Annotated in this window: 12 protein-coding genes and 1 pseudogene; 6 read left to right on the forward strand and 7 right to left on the reverse strand. The window is 54.2% G+C overall.

Annotated features, from left to right (window positions below):
- Positions 1-512 (forward strand): DUF4126 domain-containing protein (locus CFLAV_RS30640; RefSeq protein ID WP_150107689.1); only part of this gene is annotated, 512 nt, incomplete at its 5' end.
- Between the two features lie 79 nt (positions 513-591).
- On the opposite strand, the gene CFLAV_RS30645 is transcribed toward CFLAV_RS30640, so the two are convergent.
- From CFLAV_RS30645 to CFLAV_RS30655, 3 genes are all read right to left on the reverse strand, one after another.
- Positions 592-3,210 carry a DUF7133 domain-containing protein gene (locus tag CFLAV_RS30645; RefSeq protein ID WP_007418827.1) on the reverse strand — a complete coding sequence of 873 codons (2,619 nt, stop codon included), beginning with the start codon at positions 3,208-3,210 and terminating at the stop codon, positions 592-594.
- 209 nt (positions 3,211-3,419) lie between these two features.
- The gene (locus CFLAV_RS30650) at positions 3,420-4,103 is read right to left on the reverse strand and encodes an HAD family hydrolase (protein ID WP_007418828.1); all 684 of its coding nucleotides are present in this window, start codon (positions 4,101-4,103) and stop codon (positions 3,420-3,422) included.
- Between the two features lie 4 nt (positions 4,104-4,107).
- A complete protein-coding gene (locus CFLAV_RS30655; RefSeq protein ID WP_007418829.1) occupies positions 4,108-5,088 on the reverse strand; it encodes an ROK family protein in 981 nt (326 codons plus the stop codon).
- Between the two features lie 139 nt (positions 5,089-5,227).
- Here CFLAV_RS30655 and CFLAV_RS30660 point away from each other — a divergent pair, with 139 nt between their 5' ends.
- From CFLAV_RS30660 to CFLAV_RS33520, 5 genes are all read left to right on the forward strand, one after another.
- Positions 5,228-5,752 (forward strand): hypothetical protein, encoded by a 525-nt coding sequence (locus tag CFLAV_RS30660; protein ID WP_007418830.1) that lies wholly within the window; start codon positions 5,228-5,230, stop codon positions 5,750-5,752.
- A gap of 59 nt (positions 5,753-5,811) precedes the next feature.
- Positions 5,812-6,138, forward strand: a complete 327-nt coding sequence (locus CFLAV_RS30665; protein WP_050786004.1) for a hypothetical protein — start codon at positions 5,812-5,814, stop codon at positions 6,136-6,138.
- 109 nt (positions 6,139-6,247) lie between these two features.
- Positions 6,248-7,174 carry an ACP S-malonyltransferase gene (gene fabD / locus CFLAV_RS30670; RefSeq protein WP_007418832.1) on the forward strand — a complete coding sequence of 309 codons (927 nt, stop codon included), beginning with the start codon at positions 6,248-6,250 and terminating at the stop codon, positions 7,172-7,174.
- A gap of 20 nt (positions 7,175-7,194) precedes the next feature.
- On the forward strand, positions 7,195-8,358 hold the full coding sequence (locus CFLAV_RS30675; protein ID WP_007418833.1) for an acyltransferase family protein: 1,164 nt from the start codon (positions 7,195-7,197) through the stop codon (positions 8,356-8,358).
- A gap of 205 nt (positions 8,359-8,563) precedes the next feature.
- The gene (locus CFLAV_RS33520) at positions 8,564-12,955 is read left to right on the forward strand and encodes a PAS domain S-box protein (RefSeq protein ID WP_007418834.1); all 4,392 of its coding nucleotides are present in this window, start codon (positions 8,564-8,566) and stop codon (positions 12,953-12,955) included.
- 33 nt (positions 12,956-12,988) lie between these two features.
- Here CFLAV_RS33520 and CFLAV_RS30685 read toward each other — a convergent pair whose 3' ends face one another.
- The 4 genes and pseudogenes from CFLAV_RS30685 to CFLAV_RS30700 all read right to left on the reverse strand — a co-directional run.
- On the reverse strand, positions 12,989-13,684 hold the full coding sequence (locus CFLAV_RS30685; RefSeq protein ID WP_007418835.1) for a response regulator: 696 nt from the start codon (positions 13,682-13,684) through the stop codon (positions 12,989-12,991).
- Entirely contained in the window at positions 13,681-16,362 is a 2,682-nt protein-coding gene (locus CFLAV_RS30690; protein WP_007418836.1) for a sensor histidine kinase, read from the reverse strand. The genes CFLAV_RS30685 and CFLAV_RS30690 overlap by 4 nt, the downstream gene beginning before the upstream one ends.
- A gap of 72 nt (positions 16,363-16,434) precedes the next feature.
- On the reverse strand, positions 16,435-17,028 hold the full coding sequence (gene kdpC / locus CFLAV_RS30695; protein ID WP_007418837.1) for a K(+)-transporting ATPase subunit C: 594 nt from the start codon (positions 17,026-17,028) through the stop codon (positions 16,435-16,437).
- Between the two features lie 3 nt (positions 17,029-17,031).
- A pseudogene (locus CFLAV_RS30700) lies at positions 17,032-17,329 on the reverse strand (potassium-transporting ATPase subunit KdpB); the annotation flags it as partial.

Genomic DNA, 17,329 nt, shown 5'->3' on the forward strand with positions numbered 1-17,329 from the left:
CGGTAAGTCTTGTCTCGCACTTTGGTCACCTGGCCCTTTCGCCTGGATTTCATTGGATGGGCTCCACTTCGGCGGTTGTGGCGTTTTCCGTAGCCGCTGGATTGGAAATTTTTGGATATTATATTCCCTGGGTGGATCACCTGCTCGATACCATTGCATCCCCTTCCGCGGTCATTGCCGGAACCATTGTTTCCGTGGCATTGATGAGCAATGTGGACCCGTTCTATAAGTGGGCTTTGGCACTCATTGCCGGCGGTGGAATGGCGGGTTTGATGCAGGGAACAACCGTGGTGGCGCGTGGCGCTTCGACAGCGACGACGGGTGGCCTTGGAAATCCGCTGGTGTCGACGATGGAATTGATTGGTTCCGTTCTCCTGTCCGTGTTCACTCTGGTGCTGCCGGTTTTGGCAGTTCTCGTTTTGGCAATAGTCATGTTGTTTGCCGTGAGGTGGGCGGTGCGCAAGTGGCGCAAGCGTCAGTTGAAGACGACCCGTGTTATGGCAACGGGATAGGCAAGGCTTCACGGTCCAGCCGTCGACCTGTTTTCAAATAGGAGTTGAAATGCACAGTTTCAACTCCTTGCTTTTTCACCTATTCAAATGCAGAGGTGGCAGGCTTCTTTGCGACCGAGGCACTGGCTTTTACCAGCTCGCCCGGTTTTAGAATCTCCAGATCGTGAATGGACCAGAACCAATGTTGAGATCTCCCGGTTTGAGTAATGCGGATGAATTTGGTTTTGGCGGGAGCAAAGGAAATGTCAGTCATCCAGGTTGTCCCATGTCCGGCGGCAACGGGCTGGCCCCATGTCTGGCCATCGTTGGACAGCTCTACTTTATAGCCGCGCGGAAAATCGTGAACCGAGCTTCCGGCGTTGAGTTCGATGCCGGTGATGGTTGTTTCCTCCGGTAATTCGATTTGGAACCACATGCCGGGCTTTTCCTGAGTGCCGGTGGAATAACGAGTGCTCAAATCGGCGTCGATGGCCAGCGCGGCAGTGGCGGAGCCATGACTGGCCGTGAGTTTCCATTGATTGCGATTGGCGAGCCGATGCGGCAATGAGGTGTTCAGTTCAGCAATGGTCCAAGGTTCGGCGCGATCTTTCAGTTCGGCGCGGACGCGGGCTACTTCATTTGGATAAATCATGGATGATTCGTTGCCGAAGCTGTTGCGGACATAGGATGTGACCGCGGCAATCCAGCCATCATCATTACTTTCCATCGGAACCATTTGCGCGTCGTACGTCTTCCCTGCCACCGGGCCGGCGAGTCCCTTCAGGACAACTCTGATAATGCCTTCGTGCGATGCATTGACCGTTTTGGAACCGGCCAAAGGCGGGGCCATGGTGGCACCGGGTTTGCCCCCCTGCAATGGCATGCCTTTGCCATCGGAACCGTGGCAGGAGAAACAAAGCTCCTTGTAAACCGCTTCGCCGCGGGTCATCAACTTTTTATCATCAGCGGTCAATTCAGTCGCGGATGAGGAAGAAGGTCTCAGCAACTGGTTGCCAATTTCCTTTACGCCACTGGAGGAGGTTGAGGCGAGGGTCGTTTCAATGAGTTTGGTGTAATCGGGCCATGTCAGAAGGTTGGCGGTCATGAGCACTTGAAGGACCACATTGGGATCGGAATCGCCGGTCAGTTGCTGGATGTCGGGAACCAGGGATTTGTCATTTCTTTTGTAAAGCGTTTCGCTGGTACGAATAGCCGCGATGCGCACCTGGGGATGTTCATCTTTGAGCTTTTCGCGGATCAATGCGGGTTCGAGGGCGCCCAGCCCTTCGAGGGCCCAAAGAGCATGGATGCGGGCGAGGTGATTCGTGCTTGTTTGTGCCATGATGGTGAGTGCTGGAGCCACCGATTTGTCGCCACGCAGAACGAGCAGTTTTTGGGCGGTATCACGCCACCAGCCATTGGGGCTTTCCAAATGCGTGACGAGCTGTGCGGGACTCTCATCCAGGAGATGTGATGCGGCACCAGGCTGAAAATCCTTGTGCACCAGCCGCCAGATGCGGCCGCGACCAAAGTTTTTTTCCAAACCATATTTTTGGACCTTGGGACGCAGAAAAGAATCTTTCTTCACCCAGTTGCCTTCCTGAATGATGCCGCGATACATGTCGACGATGTATAACGTGCCATCGGGCGCAGTGGTCAGGTTGACCGGACGGAAATTGGGATCCGTGGAGCGGATAAATTCCGATTTCTCGTAAGGGTTACTGAGACGGGTGATACCGTCAACCACTTCAACTTTGGCGCGACGGATAAGGCGTCCGACGGGTTCGCAGAAGAGGAGATCACCGCGTAAATCGGTGGGCAACTGGTCACCGCGAAAGATTTCACCGCCGCAAGTGGCGGTAAAGTGATTGAGCGTATTATCCTGAGGCCGGAAGCGAATGGTGCCACCCTGGACATCAGCGAGGCCGACCAGGGGCCAGACTTCGGCAAAACCCGGGGCAAACTGGCCGTTGGCAGAAAAGGCGCCATAAACTATGGGTTCCTGAAAATGGAGCGGCCCGAGTTCACCGCCGGCATTGACGAACCAGAGCTTGCCATAATTATCCTGCGCAATGCCCCATTGGCCGCCGTTCGAGGCGGTCCATTCCCGAACAGTGTTGGTTCCCTCCTGCCGGAGGCGGATGGCATTAACGGACATGTAAATCCAATTGTCCAAATCCCAGATCAGCCCGCCTTGTTGATGTTCCAGATTGCCGCCCCTGGCGCCACCGGCATAGAAAAGTTCCTTTTTGTCCGCGACACCGTCGCCATTGGTATCCCGGTAAAGCCAGAGATCATTGCTATCGGTCAAATTGACCAGCAAGCCATCTGCCATCGGCAGGATCATGCGTGGAAGGATGAGGTGATCAATGAATACGGTGTGTTTATCGAATACACCATCACCCTTGCTCGACCAATGAAGCGACACGCGGCCTTTGGGTGAGTATTCGTCCGTGCCATCAATGTCCTGCATGTAGGTGCGCATTTCCGCGACGAACATGCGGCCGTTGCCATCGAAAGCCGAAACGACCGGCTCCTTGATGATGGGATCGCTCACAACCAGTTGGAGGGAATAGCCGTCGGGCAACTGAATGGTTTTGGCTTCCTCTTCCGGTGAGAGATAAGGAGTGAAACCGGGAGCAGGTGCATCAGCAGCGAAGGATTGCGGACAAAATCCCAAGGTCGCCACCAACAGCAAATACAGCAAAGGACATTTCATATTCACAAAGAAATCAGGCTTATCTTTTTAAAGCTGAATGTATGCGACGAAAATTTGCAAGGCTCTGTTCATTAAATCGGGATCATAATCCGGAAATTACGGATGGTAAGAATCGTCAAAGATGCTGCTGAAGTACGCCGGATGGCGTTCGTAAGAGACGAGGGACATGTTGGAGCGTGGCTGCGCGGGGGATTCGATGGTGACAGCGGTTAATGCAATGCGCAGGCCAGGTCATTGGCTAGAATCATTTCAATCAGTTCCTCCACTCCCGTTCCGTGGCCCGCCTTGGTAACAAATTGAGCCCGTTGTTTGAGTGAGTCGAGAGCGTTGGCAACTGCCACGGTGCACCCGGAGATGCGTAGGAATGCAAAATCATTCTCCGCATCCCCCACCGCAACAGTTGCGACCGGAGGAATGTGCAGTTCAGTGAGCGCTGCTTGCAGGCCGGTGGCTTTGTCCACGTTGGCGGGAAGAATCATCACATCGCCCTTGTTCAGGATGACCTGCAAGCCAAGGTTGAGTTCCTTGATCGCCCGCTGCACGACTTCCTTGTAAGATTCATGGGTGGCGACGATTACCCGGCCGAGGGATAAGGGATGGACTCCACGTTCCCGCAACAGGTCGACGAATTGCCTTGGCGGTGGGGTAGCCAGAACTCTGGATTGTTTCCGAGCGGGGTGATAGAGCAGGGCACCGTTTTCGGCGATGACATAATCAAAAATGTTCAGTGTAGGAAAGACCTTCAGGAGATCGGGCAACTCACGTCCGGTGACCAAAATTATTTTGCGACCGGAGTCTTTCAGGCGTTGCAGGGCGGCAATGGTGGGATCAGCCACATTCCCATGCCACGCGATGGTGCCATCGAAATCGGTAGCCAAGGCCAGGAAGCGCATGCGGTTAATGATGTTTCTGCCACTTTTCCCAAGCCTGACTGGCGGCGCCCAGGGCGACTGCGTCGCCTTTTAATTGGGCCAGCCTGACCTTGAGGACTTCGCTTACCTCCGGAATGAGATACTCGCGGAGGCCGGTTTCCAACTCGGTGTGCACCAGTTCCGGCATTTCCATGGCGAGTCCTCCACCAATGACCAGCATATCAGGGTTGAGGAAATTGATGATATTGGAGAGCGCAATGCCGACCACGCGCATGCGGGCGCGCAGCATTTCCTCAATCCGATGATCCCCGTGTTGGATGGCGCGTTTGAGAACGCCCCAGGTGATCTGGGCAAGATCCGTGCCGACTTTGTTGTGGAGATAAGGAGCCCAGTCCTTTACCGCCATCACCAGGGCCTCACTGGCAATCGAGGCCTTGCTGGCAATACGATCGACAATGCCATGGCTCAAGGCGGCCTCCCGTCCGCCGATCGGCTGGGCCAGAATACCGCCCACCTGGCCACCCATGCTGGAAGAACCAGAGTAAAGCCTGCCATTGATGATGGCGGCACCGCCGACACCAGTACCGAAAAAAACGCCGAGGACGTTTTTGTAACCAACCGCAGCGCCGTGTTTAAATTCGCCGTAAATGCCCGCCTGCACATCGTTGCCGATAGTGACCTCAGTGTTGTGCTCCTTCTGTAGATATTTTCCAATGGGATAGTTTTCCAGACAGAGCAGATTGGGCGATTTGACGATGCTCAGCTTTTTTTGATCGACAAGGCCGGCACAGCCGATGCCGATGGTGACGAGTTTATGCTTTTTGATCTCCGCGCTTTTTTGCAGAGATTTGGTGGCATTCAGAAGATTTTTCGTGAATTCGTCGCAACCTTCCTCGGGGGCGGTTTTAAATTTTATGGACTTAAGCGGCCGGCAGTTTTCATCGACGAGTACGCAAAGTGTTTTGGTGCCTCCCAAATCTATTCCCAAAGCGGCTGGTTTGTTCATGAGCACTTTCGGGATGATAATAACTCAAAGGAGCTGGTTTTTGTATGGGGCATTGTGCGGAGGCCCGGAGCTTGCAGGACTGGAAAAAAGAAGTCTTATTTGCTTTTCTGCGGACTGGGCAACCATACGATGAAAACATATGGGGACATACAATGCGTTTTATATTCGGACCACTCCGCAGGCTGATTTATCCGGAATACAGGCGAGGTTTCCACGCGCAAAGATTGAGTTGGGAGCGCAATTCATCGGCGCTTCGTTGCCGGCGGATGATTATGAAGCTCCAGAAAGCGGCTTGGCGGACCTATCCAAAGACTACAGCACAGATGTATTTTGGTTGGCTTTTCAGAGTTCCGTGGATGCCTTCCAGTTTCACCATTGGAAGGTTGGGGTCATGGTTCGGTCGCTTGTTTATGGTTGTTTTCAAGAAGAGAGAACCTGGGAGCGGGTGGAGGGGATCCGCGAGCCATGGGAGAAGCTGGTGTTTTTTGATCCCATGAAGTTGGAAAGAGAGTTGAAATATCTGAAAACCGAACCAGAAAAGCATGCTTTGGAACGAATCTGGCGCGAAGAGGAAATTGTGGCCGGAAGTACTGAGCCGGGATTGGATGCACGAGATTGCGCGTGGGAAATAGCAAAACATTATGGATTTCCGGGGTGGACATGAGGCCGGTTTCACAGCTTGTTTTGACTGAACTTAATCCAGTAGGATTGCCTTCAAATAGTATGATGATCATCTGGCGAGGTTTGGGATTTCTGGTATTGGCAGTGGTTTTGGCCTGTGCACTTTTGGGTAACCTGATTTTCGATGCAGTGGAAGGACATGGTTACTTCGAAGCCCACCGCTGGCCTTTGGCATTGTCGCTGATTGTTGCGGCGGGGGTGTGCTGGAGTTTGGGAAATTACCTGCAGCAATGGTCGGTCGCAAAAGATAAAAATCAGGGTGATGAATCTGCCGGTACGTGGCCGAGACATACACTGTTTTTTATTCCGATGCATTACTGGGCGCCAATATTGCTGGTCATTGCCCTGTATCAGACTTTGGTGAGGTGATTGTATGGATATGGGTGCTCTGCCCATGGGTTCGGTGAGGGGTGAATCCAGCATTCGTGAATTCTAGCCTTTCGTTGAATGCCAATTTGGTGTTTAATAACAGAACTTTATGAGCAAAACGGCATTGTTATTTGCAGGTCAGGGCGCCCAGGTGGTGGGGATGGGCAAGGATTTGGCTGAGGCTTTTCCGACGGCCAAGGCATGGTTTGAAAGAGCCAATGCGGTGCTGGGCTATGACTTGGCGAAGATCTGTTTTGCCGGGCCGGAAGCGGACTTAACGAAGACGGAACATGCACAACCGGGGATCTTCCTGGTGAGCTGGATTGCGTATCATTTGTTGCGTGAGCGCGTTCCCGGTTTGAGCTTTGAGGCGACGGCTGGTTTGTCGCTGGGGGAATTTACGGCATTGGCAGCAGCCGAGACATTCGGCTTCGAAGATGGTTTGAAGGTGGTGCGTCAACGCGGCCAGTACATGCAGGAGGCGTGCGAAGTGACCAAGGGCGGGATGGCAGCGATCATTGGGTTGGATGAGGCGGTGACGCGAGAGGTTTGTGAGGCGGTTGGCGTGGAGTTGGCGAATTTGAACTGCCCGGGCCAACTGGTGATTTCAGGTGAGGCGGAAAAAATTGACCAGGCTTGTGAATTGGCGAAAGGCAAGGGAGCGAAGCGGGCGATGCCGCTGAGCGTCGCGGGAGCGTATCATTCGAAGCTGATGGCCGGTGCCCAGCCGAAATTGCAGGCGTCTTTGGCACAGATCCAATTGCACGACACGAAGGTGCCGGTAATTTCGAATGTAACCGCCAAGCCTCATGGGCGGGTGATGGATATCCAGATGCGCCTGGTGGAGCAGGTGACATCGTCGGTGCGTTGGGAGGAGTCGATGCGTTATTTGCTGTCGCAAGGCTTCACCCGCTTTATTGAACTCGGGCCAGGCAAGGCATTGAGCGGTTTCATGAAGCGGATCGATGGCACTGCGCAAATGTTTAACGTCGCAGATGCGGCGAGTCTCGAGGCGACCGTGAAGGCGCTTTCATAGAGATTGTCTGTCAACGCCATATGTTCTCAAAACTGAATAAATGGAGCGAACGATTATCGCGGAGGACTTCCAGCGGGGATTACATTGCGGAAATTGATGGTCTTCGTTTTCTGGCGATTGGTTCGGTGTTGGTATTCCACCTCATTTTCAGCATGGCCAGCGCATATGGTCGCCAGTTGCAGTCGTGGGAGCAGGGGATTTTCAGTGTGACGTCCCGGAACCCCTTTGGCGTCCAACTGTTTTTTGTCATTAGTGGATTCATATTGGCGATGCCTTTTATCCGGCATTTCGTTGGCGGGGAGAAGCCGGTCAGCATTGTCCGATATTACCTCAGGCGATTGACCCGGTTGGAGCCGCCCTATGTGATAGTGTTAGTCTCACTCTTTGCTGTGTCCTGGTTCTTATTAGATAGCAGAAAAGCGGATGATGATCCCGTCAAGCTCTTAGTACGGCTTTTTTATGGCTATGGATTGGTATATCACCATCCCCCTGAAATCGATGGGGTGACGTGGACGCTTGAAATTGAAGTTCAATTTTACCTGCTAGTACCACTGTTGGTGCAATTGTTTCGTTTCCCGGCGCTCATTCGACGCGGCATACTCGCAGGCGTTGTTTTATTGCTGCCCTGGATTCCAGTCAAAGGGATTTTGTACTTCACCGTGCTGAATAGCCTTGCTTACTTTCTGGGTGGGTTTTTGTTGGCGGACCTCTATCTGGCCACCCTCAAAAAAGAAACTGATGGCAAAGTCATGTATGATTGGGGGGCAGTTGCTGTTTTCGTCCTTGCGCTGAGTCTGCGAATCTCGAACGCCATGCCGCTGCTCATTTTTCTTTTTCTTTTCTTAATGTTCAGGGGACGATTATTACGCCGATGGTTTTCCTATAGACCTGTGTACGTTGTTGGCGGGATGTGTTATTCCATTTACTTGCTGCACTATCCGATCATGTCCATGTTCAGCAGGTGGCTGGCAAAGACGAGACCGCAACTGGCTTTCGGGCCGGCGGTGCTCCTCTCCATGCTGGTTTGCCTGCCAGTCGTCCTCGTGTTTTCAACCTGCTTCTTCGCCTTGATAGAGCGTCCCTGCATGGACTCCCGCTGGCCGAAGAAGTTGCTGGCATGGATGAAAGGGGATCTGGCGGTGGATTTGCGAGCGGAAGCCAAGCCGCCCAAAACATCGCCATAATTCAAAGCGTGGCAGCTCGTTTTGCGGGTGGGTTGGAGGGCGACGGCGTGAACTTTTCTCAACCAGCAAGCCAGAGTGGTTTTCTGCGAAAAAGTTGACACAACACTTTGGGTTGTCAAAAGTCTTTTTAAGGGGAGAATATAAGTATTAGAGAATGAGCAGAAATTCATCGTTCGCCAACTAACAGCCTGTCAAAGATGTACCCATGAGTTCCAGCTTCAAACCCGCCACCACCGGAGACCACAGCGAGCTTGTGCCGAGCGAAGCCGAAATGCGACTCAGGCTAATTTTGGATCACTCCCTCGATATGATGGCTTTTGTGCGCGTGGAACCGGGGCCGGTTTTCCGTGTGGTCTACATCAACGAAAAGTATATGGAGGGTATTGGTCGAAGCGGGTTCGCCCTGACCAAAGAAGATCTGATGAATAAGACTGTGGACGAAGTCCTTCGCAAAATACAAGCCAGCCCGTCACTTACCGAACAAGTCTTATTGAGGTACAGCGAGGCTGCCAGATCGATGCGGCCGCAGCGCTATGAAGAGATCATTGAAACGACCCAGGGCCGGTATTATGGCGAAAGCGTTTTGACGCCCGGTGCGGACAGCTCCGGTGGCTGCGCACTTATTCTTTACACTTCCCGTGAGGTAACCGAGCGCAAACTGGCGGAGAAGAAAATTCAACGGCTTAACCGGCTTTATGCTGTTTCCAGCAGCATCAACCAGGCCATTGTCCGTATCCGCGACACGGGCAAGTTGTATGAGCAGGCATGCCGCATCGCGGTGGAGGAAGGGCTGTTGCGGATGGCGTGGGTAGGATTGCCGGACCCGGCAACCGGCGCCATCAAGCCTGTTTCAAGCTGGGGCTTTAACGATGGCTATACAGATGCCATTACCATTTCCCTGAGCGATATGCCGCCTGAAGGACATGGGCCGGGAGGAAGGGCTTTTCGCAGCGGCATTTGCCATTTCTCCAATGATATTGCCAAAGATACATCTTTTGCTTCCCGTGCAGAGGCATTTAAACGGGGATATCGTTCGTGTGCGGCGTTTCCCTTGAAGGTGGGAGGAATCGTGACAGGTATTCTGGTCATCTATGCGGATCAGGTTGATTACTTCAATGATGAGGAGTTGAGATTGCTTAATGCGCTGGCCGAGAATATTTCGTTTGCGGTGGAGTCATTGGAGAAGGAAATGGAGAGGGGCCGGGTCGAAATGGCGTTGCGGATGAGCGAGGAACAGTATCGCAACGTGTTTGAAACAGTGGCAGAGGGATTGACCATCATTGAACTGGACGGGCGCATAGTGGAGGGGAACCCGGCAGTATGCAAAATGCTTGGTTATACGTGTGATGAATTTGTCCGGCTCAAGCCAGCCGACTTTATTCATCCGGATTCCATGAATTTGTTTTATACTTTCGTGCAGGAGGTGGGTCAGGGAAGGCGGTTCAATTGCGAGGCGAAAGGGGTGCGCAAGGATGGCACCGTGATACCGGTGGAGGTGCAGGGCTCTCCATTTTCTTATCGCGGGCGTCCGCACCTGCTGAGCATTGTGCGTGACGTGAGTGCGCGGCGAACTGCGGAGGAGTCGTTGCGAAAGAATGAAGAGGAGTTGCGGGTTACGTTCGAAAATGCGGCCATCAGCATTGCGCTGGTGAACATGGCTGGACATCCGGTGAAGTGCAATCCGGCGCTGGAGAAGTTTTTGGGTTATTCGGAAAAGGAACTGCGGCGAATGTCCTTTGCGGAATTTACGCATCCCGAAGATGTGGAGGCGGACATGGTTCTTTACCGGGAACTCATGGCAGGCACGCGGGACCATTATGAAATCGAGAAGCGGTTTATTCACAGAAACGGTGAAATAAAATGGGGCAGATTGACGGCGTCATTGGTTCGCGGAGCGGGCCAGGAGCCGCAATACGGGATTGGGATGGTGGAGGACATCACGGAATATAAACGTTCGCGAGCAGAGTTGCGCGAAAGTGAAGACCGTTTCAAACAATTGGCGGAAAATATCCAGGAAGTATTCTGGATGGCGAATACAGTGGAGGCCGAAGTGCTTTATGTCAGCCCGGCGTATGAAGAAATTTGGGGCCGAACGCGCGAGAGTTTATACCAATCCCCAAAGGCATGGATGGAGAATATTCATCCTGAAGATCGTCAGCGGGTGGCTGATGCGGTGGAGAAAAAGCAAGTCATCGGTCAATATGACGAGGAATACCGGATCATTCGTCCCGACGGAGAAATTCGCTGGATATCGGACCGCGGTTTCCCAATCAAGGATGAGACCGGGCACATCTACCGGATAGCGGGTGTGGCACAGGACATCACCCGGCGCAAACAGGCAGAACAGGCCGTTCAAGAAAGCCAGGCAAGACTGCAAGCCATTCTCGATAATAGTCCTAATTTGGTTTTCATGAAGGACCTCGAAGGCCGCTACCTGCTGGTGAACCGGCAGTTCGCAAAATCGTTCCATCTGACTCGCGAACAGATCATTGGCCGAATGGATACGGAGTTTCTGCCGGCAGCTCAGGCGGCCCTGTACCGGGGAAACGATCGGAAGGTGTTGAAGCAGGGTGAATTGATGGAGTTTACCGAAACCATGGAAAACCCGCACCGGATTTCCGTCGTTCACAAATTTCCGCTACGAGATTCTTCGGGAACCATCAAAGCACTTTGCGGGATCGCCACAGACATCACGGAGCGGATACTGGTGGAGGAGCAATTACGACGAAGTGAATCGCTGCTGGGTCATGCGCAACGCATTGCGGGGCTGGGAAGCTGGAGTTATGATTTCGCGACCAGGCTGGTGGAATGGTCGCCAGCAACGCTGGAAATCTTCAGGCTGCAGTCAGGTGAGTTTCCCGGGACGTTGGAGGCATTTTTCGAAATGGTGCATCCGGAGGATCGGCAAGGTTTGATCCGGGCCCAGGAGGAGGCGCTCCGCGGTGGCAAAATGATCGATCAAGAGTATCGCATCGTGCTGCGGGATGGCAGTGTGCGGAATGTGCAGGAGCGGGGCGAGGTGGTATGCGATGAGCATGGAGTGCCGCTCAAGCGTGTGGGTTCGATCCTGGATGTGACGGAGAGCCGGCGCAAGGAACAGTTGCTGCGCGAGCAGGCCGCACTGCTGGACAAGGCGCAGGATGCCATTCTCGTTCGCAACATGAATGATGAAGTGGTTTATTGGAACAAGAGCGCAGAACGCTTGTATGGATATACGATGAGCGAAGCCGCGGGGAGAAAAATCACGGACCTCATTTACAAGGATACAACGATCTTTGATGAGACCAGGCAGGCACTGCTGACGAAGGGGGAATGGCATGGAGAAATAGCACAGGTAACCAAGAGCGGGCGGGAGGTGCTGGTGGAGGCAAGGTGGACGCTGGTGCGTAATGATCAAGGCGAACCACAATCAGTCCTGGCCATCAACACCGATATCACAGAGAAAAAGAAGCTGGAGAACCAGTTCCTGCGGGCACAACGGATGGAAAGCATCGGAACACTTGCCGGCGGCATTGCGCACGACCTGAACAACGTGCTGGCGCCCATCCTGATGTCGTGTGAGTTATTGGAGCACGAATTGAGGGATGCGGAAATTCGCGAAGTTATTTCCAGCATTAAAACCGGTGCTCAAAGGGGTGCGGATCTCGTCCGGCAGGTCTTGTCATTCGCGCGCGGGGTGGAGGGACGCAGGCTGGCATTGCAACCCAGGCATTTAATCCGTGAAATTGAGCAGATCATGGGGGAGACATTCCCCAAATCGATACAGGTCGATGTTTCGCCGGATCCGGAGCTGTGGATGGTCGTGGGGGATCCAACGCAACTGCACCAGGTGTTGCTGAATCTTTGTGTGAATGCGCGGGATGCCATGCCCGCGGGTGGGCAGTTGACTCTCAGTGCCGGGAATGTGTTGCGGGAGGAGAATCAGTTGATGGCAGGGCTAAATTCCCAGGCCACCGCCTACGTGGTGATCAGGGTTGCGGATACCGGAACCGGCATTCCACCGGAGCTACGCGAGAAGATTTTTGATCCCTTCTTCACGACCAAGGAAGTGGGCAAGGGAACAGGTTTGGGGCTTTCGACCACGCTGGCAATTATAAAAAGCCACGACGGATTCATCCACGTTTCCAGCGAACCCGGGCGCGGATCAACGTTCGAAATTTATTTGCCGGCTCAGAAGGCGGCATCAAAGGCGGCGTCATCGCGAAACGAGCCCGAGCTTCCGCGGGGGAACGGCGAGTTGATTCTGCTGGTGGAGGATGAGCCATCGATTCTGAAGATTACCCAGCGGACCCTGGAGGGGTTCGGCTACCGGGTTTTGACGGCTGCGAATGGGGCTGACGCGGTTGGGATATATAGCAAACATGGAAGTGAAGTGGCTGTGGTGGTGACAGACATGATGATGCCGGTGATGGATGGTTCGGCCATGATCCATGCCTTGAGGAGCATGAATCCGCAGGTGAAAGTGATTGCTTCCAGCGGGCTTTCCACGCCGGAGAGCATGCACAGGACCACGGAGATGGGAGTGCCATTTCTGGCCAAACCGTACAAGGCGGAAGCGCTTTTAAGTGCTTTGAGGGAGATGATAGACGGGCGTTAAACGATGGACCCTGGTTGCTGCCCAGCGCGGTTGCTATTTTAAAACCAGCCGGTAGCCGACGCCGGATTCGGTTAATAAGAGTTTGGGCTGGGAGGGGGTGGCTTCGATTTTTTCCCGAAGATGGGTCATGTAGACGCGGAGGTAGTGTGTTTGTTCGAGGTAATTGGGTCCCCAAACTTCCTTGAGAATCTGGCGATGGGTTAGAACCTTGCCGGCGTGGCGGACGAAGAGTTGCAGCAGCGAGTATTCGGTGGCGGTCAGTTTGACGGGCTTGCCATTTACTTTGACCTGACGGGCCACCAGATCGACTTCGAGTGGTCCGGACTTGAAAAGAGCATCATCAGGCGCGGATTGAGAGTGGCGCAAAGCGACACGCAGACGCGCAAGCAGTTCGGCGGTGCCGAAAGGTTTGGTAAGATAGTCATCGGCGCCATGGTCAAGCGCGGCGACTTTATCATCCTCGCGGTCGCGGACGGAGAGGATAACTACGGGAACCTGGCTCCATTCACGCAGGCGTTTGAGGACAGTGACACCATCCATGTCGGGAAGGCCAAGATCCAGGAGCACGACTTCCGGACGACGCTGGGCGGCTTCAACGAGGCCGGTCTGGCCGTTGGCGGCTTCGAAAACGCGATAGCCATTCGCCTCAAGGCTGACGCGCAACAAACGACGAATTTGAACTTCATCGTCAATAACCAGAACTATCGGCGTTGGGCGATCCTGACTCATGATGTCTCAGCGGCGACGTTGGGCACCTCCGACAGCGGAAGGTAAAGCGTGAAAGCGGCGCCACCTGCGGGACGGTTTTCGACCTGCACGCGGCCATTCTGCGCTTCCATAAAACCTTTTACAATCGAAAGGCCGAGGCCGGTGCCGCCGGTGGAGGTGCCGGGAGTGCGGTAAAATTTATCAAAAAGGCGGGGCAGCGATTCGGGCGGAATACCGTGACCATGGTCAGCGACAGTAAGCGCCAGTTCCTTGTCACGAGGTTCAGCGAGGATATCGATGGCCGTGCCCGCCGGAGTGTGAAAAGCGGCGTTCAGCAGAAGGTTGGTGAGTGCCTGCTCCATCAAAACAAAATCCATTCTAACCAGTGGAACCTGAGGGTGGATGGTGATGTTGAGAGGTCGCCCAGACAATTCCTTTTGCAGATGATTTACGGTAACATTAATCAAATCACCCACGTCACACCAATCGAGGCGGGGTTTTACATGGCCGGTTTCCACACGGGCGATGTCGAGGAGATTTCCGACCAACCGATTGAGGCGGGTCACGGCTTCCCTGACTTCATTCAGCATGGCCTGGGTATAGGCAGGTGAAGCGGGATGTGAAGGATCGCCCAGGGCACTGGTGGCGCTGGTGATGGCGGCCAGCGGGGTGCGCATTTCGTGGGAAATGGAATCGAGGAGGGTTTTGCTCAGACGTTCAGATTCGGCGACGAGCCGGGTTTGTTGAAAGGATTCATGGAGACGCTGGCGGTCAATGACCAGGGCCGCCTGGCGGACGAACGCTTCCAGGAGGTTGGTTTGTTCGAGGCTGGGGGCGGAGGATTGAGGCAATCGGACTCCCACCACTCCAAGCGCGCCAGTGGCGGTGGAGAGTGGGAGGTAGAGCGCCTCAGACAGGGGTAAATTATCGGTGAACTGTCCGGCCTTCTGATTATGATGAAGAACCCAGGTGGCTACGCTGTGCTCCTTTTCCGAGATTTTGAGGGTGCTGCCTGACATGGGTTGCCGGGGTAGCTCATTACCAGGCTCGGACAACAAGACGGCGGCTTCCGCGTTGAAGAGCTTTCCAATGTGACGAACAAGAACGGCAACAATCTGGTCGAGGGAGATCGCGTCGGCCAGTTCGCGAGTGAGGTGGTAAAGTGCGGTGGTGCGTTCCTCTCGTTTGCGCTCCGCCTTTTCCTTGGCGCGAAAACGGGCGATGAGTTCACCCATCACGATCGCGACAATGAAATACATGCCAAACATCATCGCATCCTCGATGGTGGTGATATAAAGGGTGAAGCGCGGGGGCAGAAAAAAGAAATTCCAAAGCAGCGCGCTTAGAGTGGCCGTCATCACAACCGGGCCGCGGCCGACGAAGAGGGCAAGGATGACCACGCTGAGCAAATAAATGAGTGCAACAGCACGGTGACCGATGAAGGAATCCAAAGAAGAGTTGAGAACCGTGACCGCAGCCACCAGACCGAGGCTCCAGCCATATTGTTTCCAAGGTATGGGACCTTGAGGTTTCCAGGTGAAGGGAGTTTGTGGAGTTTCAGCTTTGTCAGCGCGGACCACGTGAATGTCAATGTCTCCGCTCTCTTCAACGAGGCGGCGGAGAAAATGGCCACCTTTGAACCAGCTTATGAAGTTGTGGCCAGCAGGTTTGCCGACGACGATTTGAGTGGCGTTATGCTGCCGGGCGATGCGTAAAAGACCTCGAATCACATCTTCATCCGCCGTCGTGATGACCTCCGCGCCCAGTTCGCGAGCGATGGCCAGGTTTTTATTAAGCCGTGTTTGATCAGTTTCAGGAAGGACGCGGGAAGTTTCGACATGAACCGCAAACCAGGGTGCATCGAGGCTGTCAGCCAGGCGGCGGGTCCAGCGGACCATTTGGGCGGAGAGGGGGCTGGCGCTGATGGCGACGAGCAGGCGATGGCCGGTTTTCCAGGGACCGGGGATCTGCATTACCTGCATGTAATCGCGAACGTCCTGACCAACGCGATCGGCGGCAAGGCGGAGCGCGATTTCGCGGAGAGCGGTGAGATTGCCTTCGCGAAAGAAATTGACCATGGCTACGGCGGCACGGTCGGGCATGTAGACTTTGCCCTCATCCAGGCGGCGCATCAAATCTTCCGGGGAAATGTCGATCAGTTCGATCTCGGCCAAGTCGAGGATGCTGTCGGGCACCGTTTCATGAATGGTGGAACCAGTGATGTCCTCGACGGTGTGGGCACGGCTTTCGACATGTTGGACGTTGAGGGTGGTGTAGACATCGATGCCGGCATCGAGCAGTTCAAGAACGTCCTGATAGCGTTTGGGATGACGCGCTCCAGGAGCATTGGTGTGGGCCAGTTCATCGACGAGGGCCACCCTTGGTTTGCGGGCCAGAACAGCATCGACATCCATTTCCGGCAGGAGAATGCCGCGATGTTCAATTTGTTTGCGGGGAATGGTGGGCAGCTTTTGGGCGAGCAGATCAGTTTCCATGCGACCGTGCGTTTCCACGTAACCGATGACAACGTCCACTCCCAACGACTTCTGTTTAATGGCAGCTTCCAGCATGGCATAGGTCTTGCCCACACCTGCGGCCATGCCGAGGAAGACTTTCAACCGGCCACGCTTTTGCAGGCTCTCCTGTTTTTGGATCGCCTCAAGCAACTGGTCAGGATCTGCGCGAAGATCGTCGGTCACATTAGAATTGTACTTTAGAAAGCGTAATATTCACTTTAAAACAGGGGTAAAACTGACATGGTTTTCCGTCAGTCACTTCGTTACATTGAGTTGGTCCAAAGCGAGGTTGAGTTTAAGGACGTTGACACCGGGTTCACCGAGAATGGCAAAGTCGGCCGCATCGGTGTTCTGGTGGACGAGCTCCTGCAATTTGTCCATGTCCAGGTTGCGGATTTTGGCCACACGAGGTGACTGTAACTCCGCGTTCCTTAAACTAATGTGCGGATCAAGGCCGCTGGCAGAATCGGTGACAGCATCGGCAGGAACCGGATCGGAGTCCTTGAGCCCGTTCTTTTTGCGATAATCTGCGATGCGCTCCTTGATGGCATCGGCGAGTTTTTGGGAGGTGGGACCGAGATTGCTGCCACCTGAACTGGTGGCGTCGTAGCCGTTGCCGGCAGCGGAGGGGCGCGGGATGAAGTATTTATCATCAGCAAAGTTTTGGGCCAGCAGAGCGGAGCCGCGCACGGTGCCGGAAGTATCCACGATCAGACTGCCATTGGCCTTGTTGTGGAAGAAGGTTTGCGCGAGCGCGTAAACAGCCAAAGGATAAAGGCCGCAGCAGACGACCGCGAGAACCAGGACCGCCATGATGGAACTGCGTAATTGGATGAAGAGAAATTTCATAGATTAAGCGAGGTTAAGAGCAGTGATTAGCATATCGATGAGTTTGATGCCGACGAAAGGGACGATGACGCCGCCCAAGCCGTAGATGAGAAGGTTGCGGCGCAGGATCGCGAGGGCTCCAATGGGTTGAAACTTTACGCCGCGCAAGGCGAGCGGGATCAGGCATACAATGATCAATGCGTTGAAGATGACAGCGCTTAGAATGGCGCTGCCCGGGCTGTGCAAGTGCATGACATTGAGCGGAGAAATGGCCGGAAAGGTGGCCATCAACATCGCGGGAATGATGGCGAAATATTTGGCC

The organism is Pedosphaera parvula Ellin514, assembly GCF_000172555.1.
GTDB lineage: Bacteria > Verrucomicrobiota > Verrucomicrobiia > Limisphaerales > Pedosphaeraceae > Pedosphaera.

Bases quoted from the DNA above. Each gene is read 5' to 3' on its own strand.
- CFLAV_RS30665 (WP_050786004.1), top strand. From the start codon at position 5,812: ATGATGATCATCTGGCGAGGTTTGGGATTTCTGGTATTGGCAGTGGTT.
- CFLAV_RS30645 (WP_007418827.1), bottom strand. From the start codon at position 3,210: ATGAAATGTCCTTTGCTGTATTTGCTGTTGGTGGCGACCTTGGGATTT.
- CFLAV_RS30675 (WP_007418833.1), top strand. From the start codon at position 7,195: ATGTTCTCAAAACTGAATAAATGGAGCGAACGATTATCGCGGAGGACT.
- CFLAV_RS30655 (WP_007418829.1), bottom strand. From the start codon at position 5,088: ATGAACAAACCAGCCGCTTTGGGAATAGATTTGGGAGGCACCAAAACA.
- CFLAV_RS30660 (WP_007418830.1), top strand. From the start codon at position 5,228: ATGGGGACATACAATGCGTTTTATATTCGGACCACTCCGCAGGCTGAT.
- CFLAV_RS30650 (WP_007418828.1), bottom strand. From the start codon at position 4,103: ATGCGCTTCCTGGCCTTGGCTACCGATTTCGATGGCACCATCGCGTGG.
- fabD (WP_007418832.1), top strand. From the start codon at position 6,248: ATGAGCAAAACGGCATTGTTATTTGCAGGTCAGGGCGCCCAGGTGGTG.
- CFLAV_RS30685 (WP_007418835.1), bottom strand. From the start codon at position 13,684: ATGAGTCAGGATCGCCCAACGCCGATAGTTCTGGTTATTGACGATGAA.
- kdpC (WP_007418837.1), bottom strand. From the start codon at position 17,028: ATGAAATTTCTCTTCATCCAATTACGCAGTTCCATCATGGCGGTCCTG.
- CFLAV_RS33520 (WP_007418834.1), top strand. From the start codon at position 8,564: ATGAGTTCCAGCTTCAAACCCGCCACCACCGGAGACCACAGCGAGCTT.